Raw genomic sequence first — 6,035 nt, forward strand, 5'->3', positions numbered from 1 at the left:
CGCCGCCCGGGCGAATCACGCGCAGGCAGGCGTCGAGCGCCATCTGCGATCCGATCGCCTCGATGGCCGCGTCGACCCCCACGCCCCGGGTCAGGTCCATGATCGCTTCATCCGGATCCACCTCGGTGAAATCAATGGTGGTATCGGCACCGTAAAATCGGGAGAGCGCCAGCCGGTTGGCCCGTTTGTCCACCGTGATGATCTGTCCGGCGCCTTGCAGACGGGCGCCGGCGGTGGCCATCAATCCCACGGGACCCTGGCCGTAAATGGCCACGGTGCCGCCCAATGGAATCCTCGCCGCCTCGGCCCCGGCAAAACCGGTGGACATCATGTCGCTGGTATAACAGGCGGCTTCGTCGCTGATTTCATCGGGGATCACCACCAGATTGGCATCCGCGTGGTTGACGAGAAAAAAATCGGCAAAGACCCCGTCCCGCTGATGGGAGAATTTCCACCCGCCCAGCAACCCGCCGCACTGGCTCGAGCAGCCCCGCTGGCAATGATGGCAGGTATAGCATGGCGTGATCGAATTCACCGCCACCCGGTCCCCGACCCGGACCGATCGAACCGCCTCGCCCAGCCGGTGAACGACGCCGGTGGCCTCGTGGCCGAGGGTCAGATCAAGCGATTTGCCGACGGAACCATTGACCACATGGCAATCGGAGGTACACACCAGCGCCACACCGGTTTTGACCACGGCGTCATTGGCCCCCGGTCGCGGGATCGGTTTGCGCATGAATCCGGTTTCACCCACCGCGTGCATGACAAAGGCCTTCATGGCGATGGACCTGTCCAGGTTTGAACGTCGACGATGCCCAGCTTGACGGCGTATTTCACCAGATCGATCACCGTGCTCAAGCCCAGTTTTTCCATGATTTTCGTGCGATGATTTTCAACCGTCTTGGGACTGATGAACAGTTTCGCGGCGATCGCCTTGGAGGAGAGGCCCTTGACCACCAGGCGCATCACCTCCTGTTCACGGGGTGTCAATTCACCATAGCGCGAATCGGAGATGGCCGGCGTGCGGATATGCAGATCCAGCAATACCTGAACGATTTCGTTCAATATGGTCGGATCGAAGTAGTATTGCCCCTTGGTAACGGCGTTCAAGGCCTCCAAGAGAATATCCGGCGTGCTGTCCTTCACGATGTAGCCCACCGCGCCGGCCTTGAGGCTTTGAACGACATAGTCGATCTTGGCGTACATGCTGATCATGATGACCTTGGCCTCCGGCGCGTGGCGCAGGATCCGCCGCGTCCCGTCGATGCCGTTATGCCCCTGAAGGGCGATATCCATGAGGATGATTTCCGGCGCCGATGCATCCACGAAATGGCAGGCCTGTTCGACGGTGGCGGTTTCGCCCACGACCGCGTATACCGGATTGCGGGCGAGGAGCAGTTTCAGCCCGCCGCGGAAGAGGCGATGATCGTCCACCAAGAGGACGGTTTTTCGATCAGGCAAATTGCTGCTCATCCGGATCACCCTGAAAATAGGGGATTTCGACGAAAATCCGCGTCCCGCTGCGCGGTTTGGAATCAATGGTCATCTTTCCGCTCAGCAGTCCTACCCGTTCGCGCATGCTCCAGATGCCCATGCAGCCCTTCTGCGCGGCCCGTTCAAGGTGGCGGTACCCATCGAAACCCTTGCCGTCATCCTCGATACGCAGAATAATATCGGGATGTGAAAACACCAGACGGACGATAACGTTGCGCGCGCCGGCATGTTTCTGGATATTGTTGAGTGCCTCCTGCAACAGCCGGTAGACGGCGCTGTTCAATTCAAAATCGGTTTTCAGGTGGTCCATGCCAGCGGTTTTGAAATCCACGTGCAGGCCGGAAAGCTTGGCCACATTGCGGCACAGTCCGTGAAGAACATTGACCAGTCCCAGGGTCTCCATGCCGGTCGGGTGGATATTGAACACCATTTTGCGCACATTGTTGATGGTATCCTGCAATGTCGCCATCAACGCATGGGCCTGATCATCGTATCCTTCCGGCGGGGAATCGAGGCCCGCGAGAAATGTCTTCAAGCGGATATTGATCGAGTACAGGTCCTGGGCCAGATGATCGTGCAGGTCCCTGGCGATCCGGTTGCGTTCGATCTCCTGGGTGCGGATCAACTGCCGCGAAAGGGTGTGGATCCGTTCTTCCGTCTCCTTGCGCGCCGATATGTCGCGCATGTAGATGATCGTCCCGATGGGCTTGTTTTCCTCATCTTCCAAGAATGAGAAGGAGACCAGAAGCGGGATCACCCGCCCGTCGGTCAGTTGGGCTTCCAGCTCATAGTTGGAAGTGGGCGCATGGGAAAAGATCAATTGGAAGATGTCCGCGTAACCGTCGAGCTGGTTGCGGATGATTTCCCCGATGAAGCGGCCGATAAAATGCTTGCGCGGCATGTGGAACAGGGCCGCGGCACCCTTGTTGGCCTGGGTGACGATCCCCCTGGCATCGGTCACCACGATGGCGTCCATGCAGCTTTCGAAAATACCGACCAGATGGTCCTTGATGCCGATGATGGTTTTCATCTCGGTAATATCGCGGACAATGCCCTCGATCGCCCGGGGCTGACCGGCACGATCCCGGATAATCACCCACCGGTCGTGCATCCAACAAATACTTCCGTCCGATGCCATCAAGCGGTATTCGATCCCATCGCCGGTACTGTTCTGAAGGGACCCGGGGCTGATCTTGTTCCTGAACTTCTCCCTGTCCTTGGGCAGAATCCGGTTGATGGCCGAGTCCGTGGTGACGATGTCCTTGCAGGGCTGGCCGAACATGTCGATGAAGGCCGGATTGGTATAGACATATTTTTGGATGCCCAGATGATACGTGTAGATGCCGTCGCGAGTGTGGTTCAGCAGGCTGTAGAAGCGCTTCTTGGCCGCTTTGAGGGCTTCGTTGTGTTCCTTATAGGCGTTGTACTCGCGCTGCAGGCCCAGGTAGCGCTCAGCCAATGCCGCGAACGGATCCACCGCCCGGGAAGATGGCGGACAGGTGCCGATCTCTTCCCGTTGCCGTTTGGCGGGTATCATTGCATGGCCGGTAGGGGGCAGGTCGCCGTTTGCACCAGCTCGATCAACACGTTGCCCGTGTCTTTGGGGTGTAGAAAAAGCGTCTTTTCGAAGCAGGGCGTCCACTGGGGTTCCCCGGGGATCAGACGCACCTTCCGGGCCTTGAGCTCTGCCACCGTCGCCGCCATATCGTCAACTTCGTAGCAGATATGGTGCAGGCCGCCGCCGTTTTTCAGAAAGCGCCCCAGTCCGTCGTCGGGATTGGTGGGCTGCACCAGTTCGATGTAGGTATTCTTGACCGGCAGGAAGGCCACTCGGGCCGAGAATGCCTTCACATCGAAGATCTTCACGGGCTGCATGCCGAAGATCGTTTCGTACGGTGTTTTGGCGGCTTCGATATCGGCGACCACTATGCCGATATGGTGGACGGCCAGATCTTTCCAGTTCATCTTGTTTTCTCCTTTTCGGCGCACAGAAAAGAATTGAGCGGCCCTTCAAGACAGAAGCGGGCCGTGGGGGAGGGGATGCAGCCCGTTTTATGGGCAGGTTTGTCCCCATTTCGCCAGGATGCTGGCCGCGACGACCCATAAATGGGCCGATTCGAAAACCGGCACGCCCACGGCTTCGATGGCCAGCGATAGTTTGCGGGTGTAGGGACCACCCGACGCCCCGCATAAGATCGGTTTTTTCGATCGGCGCTGGATTTGCGCCAAGGCATCGACAATCCCTTCGTCCAGCGGCGTATCCTGGAAAACGAACCAGTTCATGATAATGTCCACGCCGGGATCATCCACCAGCCGCTCCATGGCGTAGAGATAGTCCGCCGAGGTGGCCGAACCGGTGACGTCCACCGGATTTTTACAGATGTAAAAGGAGGGGTAATGGGCCTCCATTTTCTTGATGGTGTCCGGGCTGATGGTGGCCATGGTGAGGCCGTGGCGGTCGAACAGATCCATGGCATTGACCATGGGACCGGCGCCGTTGCTGATCATGGCGATGGCCGGTCCCCGGGCCGGGGGTTGCATGGACAGGGCCTTGGCGGCCGCCACGAGCTCCTCGAAGGTGTCGACGGTCAGGATGCCGGCCTGGTTGAAGGCCCCTTTGCAGACACCGTAGCTGCCGCCGTAGGCCCCGGTATGGGACTGGGCCGCCTGGGCCGCCTGTCGCTGCGCCCGGATTTGTAGACCACGATGGGCTTGGCGTGCCGGCGGATGATCGATCGGGCCGTTTGCAGAAATTTGCGGCCATCGCCAAACCCCTCGACATAGGCGGCCAGGACCTGGGTGCGATCATCTTCCGCGAGGAAGGCGATCATGTCGGCCTCATCGACCTCCACCCGGTTACCGTAGGAGATCATTTTATTGATGCCGATGTGCTCAAACGCTTCCATGAAGCTGCAGCCGTAGGTTCCGCTCTGGGTGATGAAGGCGATATTGCCCCCTGGCGGACGTGTCATTCGCTCGTGGGTCTGGAAAAAGGCATCGAAGCGGCTGTGGGCATCGAAACAGCCGATGCAATTGGGACCGATGACGCGGATGCCATGCTCCCGCGCCTTGCGCTGGATCGTCTGTTCCAGCTGCATGGCCGCTCCGCCCAGTTCCTTGCCGCCGCCGGAAATGATCAATACCGCGTCAATCCCCAGGCGCTGGCATTGGTCCAGAATGTCCGGGACCATCGTCAGGCCCACGACCACCACGGCCAGATCCACGCCGGCGGGGAGCGCTTCCAGGCTGGGATAACTCTTTTGGCCGAATACCGCCTTGCCCCCCAGGGTGACGGGATAGACCGTGCCCTTGTATTCGTGATTGATCAGGCTGTCGGCCACCGCGTAACCGATCTTGCCGGGGGTGGTGGAAGCCCCCAAAAGGGCCACGCGTTGGGGTTGGAAGAATTTCTCCAGATGATCGGTGCGGGGAGGTTCACTCTCCAGTGAGACCTCCTCGGCGCGTTCGGCTAGCACGATCTTGGCATCCAGGGCCACGGCCGTGTGGCCATCGACCACCACGGGGTTGAGATCCACGGACTGGTAGAGCCCGGCGGCATCACAACCAAACCGGGCCACCGCGGCGATGGCCCGGATGAGGGCTTCAGCGCTTAGCGGTGGCTGCCCGCGGTGGCCGTCGATCAATTTCCGGCCCTTGATTTCGCCCATCATGGCGACAATGTCGGCCCGGTTGACCGGCAGGGGGCGAAAGGTCACGTCGTCGAGCAGGTGGATCAGGGTCCCGCCGGTCCCCAGCATCACCACCGGTCCGAATTGGGGATCGTTTTGCAGGCCGACGATGAACTCGGTCCCGGCCGGCAGCATCTTTTCCACCAGAAACCCGTCAATGGCTTCACCGCGCCGGGAGAACTGGGCTTGCATGGCCCGGCAGGCCGCGATCAGGGCCGCGTCATCGGTGATGTTCAGGCGTACGGCCTGCCGTTCGGTCTTGTGCAGCAGGGTAGTGGATGCCACTTTCACCACCACCGGGTAACCGATTTGCGCGGCGGCCGCAGGGGCCTCGGCCGCCGTGGGAACAAATACGCCGGGAGCGTCGGGATGCCATAGCCGCCCAACAGCTTTTTGGACGCATGCTCGGGGATCACCACCGCCTGTTGCGAAATGTAGGTTTGGCAAACTTGCCGCGCGGCCTTTGCTTTCATTGACGCCTCCCGGATTTCCTAATGTTGACGGATTCGTAAAAAGCCCGATAAATGTTACCCCCGCATGTTACGGAATTCATAATTCCGATCTTTTCCCAAAGCCTTTGTGGCGGTTTATCCGATGGCCATAATCACGTCGCCCGCCGCCACGGCGGCGCCCTTGGCGGCGCGGATTTCCTTCACCGTGCCGCTGACGGTGCTGCAGATATTGTTTTCCATTTTCATGGCCTCCATGGTTGCCACGGTCTGTCCCGAAGACACCGTATCTCCCACCTGGACCTTGACCTCGAGGATCAGGCCGGGAATGGGGGCCGTCACCACGCCCTCACCGGCCGGCGGCATGGCGGCCGATGTCGGTGCGGCCGGTACCGGGGTGGGT

The 6,035-nt window shown here is 60.1% G+C and carries 7 protein-coding genes and 1 pseudogene; all 8 read right to left on the reverse strand.

The genetic code is table 11. From position 1 onward, the window contains the following. Positions 1-778 (reverse strand): alcohol dehydrogenase catalytic domain-containing protein (locus JCM12296_RS31855; RefSeq protein ID WP_054701572.1); only part of this gene is annotated, 778 nt, incomplete at its 3' end. Beyond that, complete coding sequence (locus JCM12296_RS40585; protein ID WP_054701575.1) at positions 775-1,473, reverse strand: response regulator; 699 nt, start codon at positions 1,471-1,473, stop codon at positions 775-777. The genes JCM12296_RS40585 and JCM12296_RS31855, both read right to left, overlap by 4 nt. Continuing rightward, a complete protein-coding gene (locus JCM12296_RS31865; RefSeq protein ID WP_054701578.1) occupies positions 1,454-3,031 on the reverse strand; it encodes a PAS domain-containing sensor histidine kinase in 1,578 nt (525 codons plus the stop codon). Before JCM12296_RS31865 ends, JCM12296_RS40585 begins: the two co-directional genes overlap by 20 nt. Beyond that, positions 3,028-3,459, reverse strand: a complete 432-nt coding sequence (locus tag JCM12296_RS31870; protein WP_054701581.1) for a VOC family protein — start codon at positions 3,457-3,459, stop codon at positions 3,028-3,030. Before JCM12296_RS31870 ends, JCM12296_RS31865 begins: the two co-directional genes overlap by 4 nt. Positions 3,460-3,546: 87 nt before the next feature. Continuing rightward, on the reverse strand, positions 3,547-4,059 hold the full coding sequence (locus JCM12296_RS31875) for an acetate--CoA ligase family protein (protein WP_054701583.1): 513 nt from the start codon (positions 4,057-4,059) through the stop codon (positions 3,547-3,549). 39 nt (positions 4,060-4,098) lie between these two features. Then, positions 4,099-5,480 (reverse strand): annotated as a pseudogene (locus tag JCM12296_RS31880) (acetate--CoA ligase family protein); the annotation flags it as partial. Beyond that, on the reverse strand, positions 5,471-5,656 hold the full coding sequence (locus tag JCM12296_RS46490) for a hypothetical protein (protein ID WP_054701589.1): 186 nt from the start codon (positions 5,654-5,656) through the stop codon (positions 5,471-5,473). The pseudogene JCM12296_RS31880 and the gene JCM12296_RS46490, both read right to left, overlap by 10 nt. Positions 5,657-5,770: 114 nt before the next feature. Further along, positions 5,771-6,035, reverse strand: a 265-nt coding sequence (locus tag JCM12296_RS31890) for a biotin/lipoyl-containing protein (protein WP_304512176.1), incomplete at its 5' end; no start/stop codon positions are given.

Origin of the sequence: Desulfosarcina cetonica JCM 12296 (genome assembly GCF_001311845.1) — a bacterium.
Taxonomy (GTDB): domain Bacteria; phylum Desulfobacterota; class Desulfobacteria; order Desulfobacterales; family Desulfosarcinaceae; genus Desulfosarcina; species Desulfosarcina cetonica.

Excerpts from the sequence above, each read along its gene's own strand:
- JCM12296_RS46490 (WP_054701589.1), bottom strand. The coding sequence starts at position 5,656 with ATGAAAGCAAAGGCCGCGCGGCAAGTTTGCCAAACCTACATTTCGCAA.
- JCM12296_RS40585 (WP_054701575.1), bottom strand. The coding sequence starts at position 1,473 with ATGAGCAGCAATTTGCCTGATCGAAAAACCGTCCTCTTGGTGGACGAT.
- JCM12296_RS31865 (WP_054701578.1), bottom strand. The coding sequence starts at position 3,031 with ATGATACCCGCCAAACGGCAACGGGAAGAGATCGGCACCTGTCCGCCA.
- JCM12296_RS31870 (WP_054701581.1), bottom strand. The coding sequence starts at position 3,459 with ATGAACTGGAAAGATCTGGCCGTCCACCATATCGGCATAGTGGTCGCC.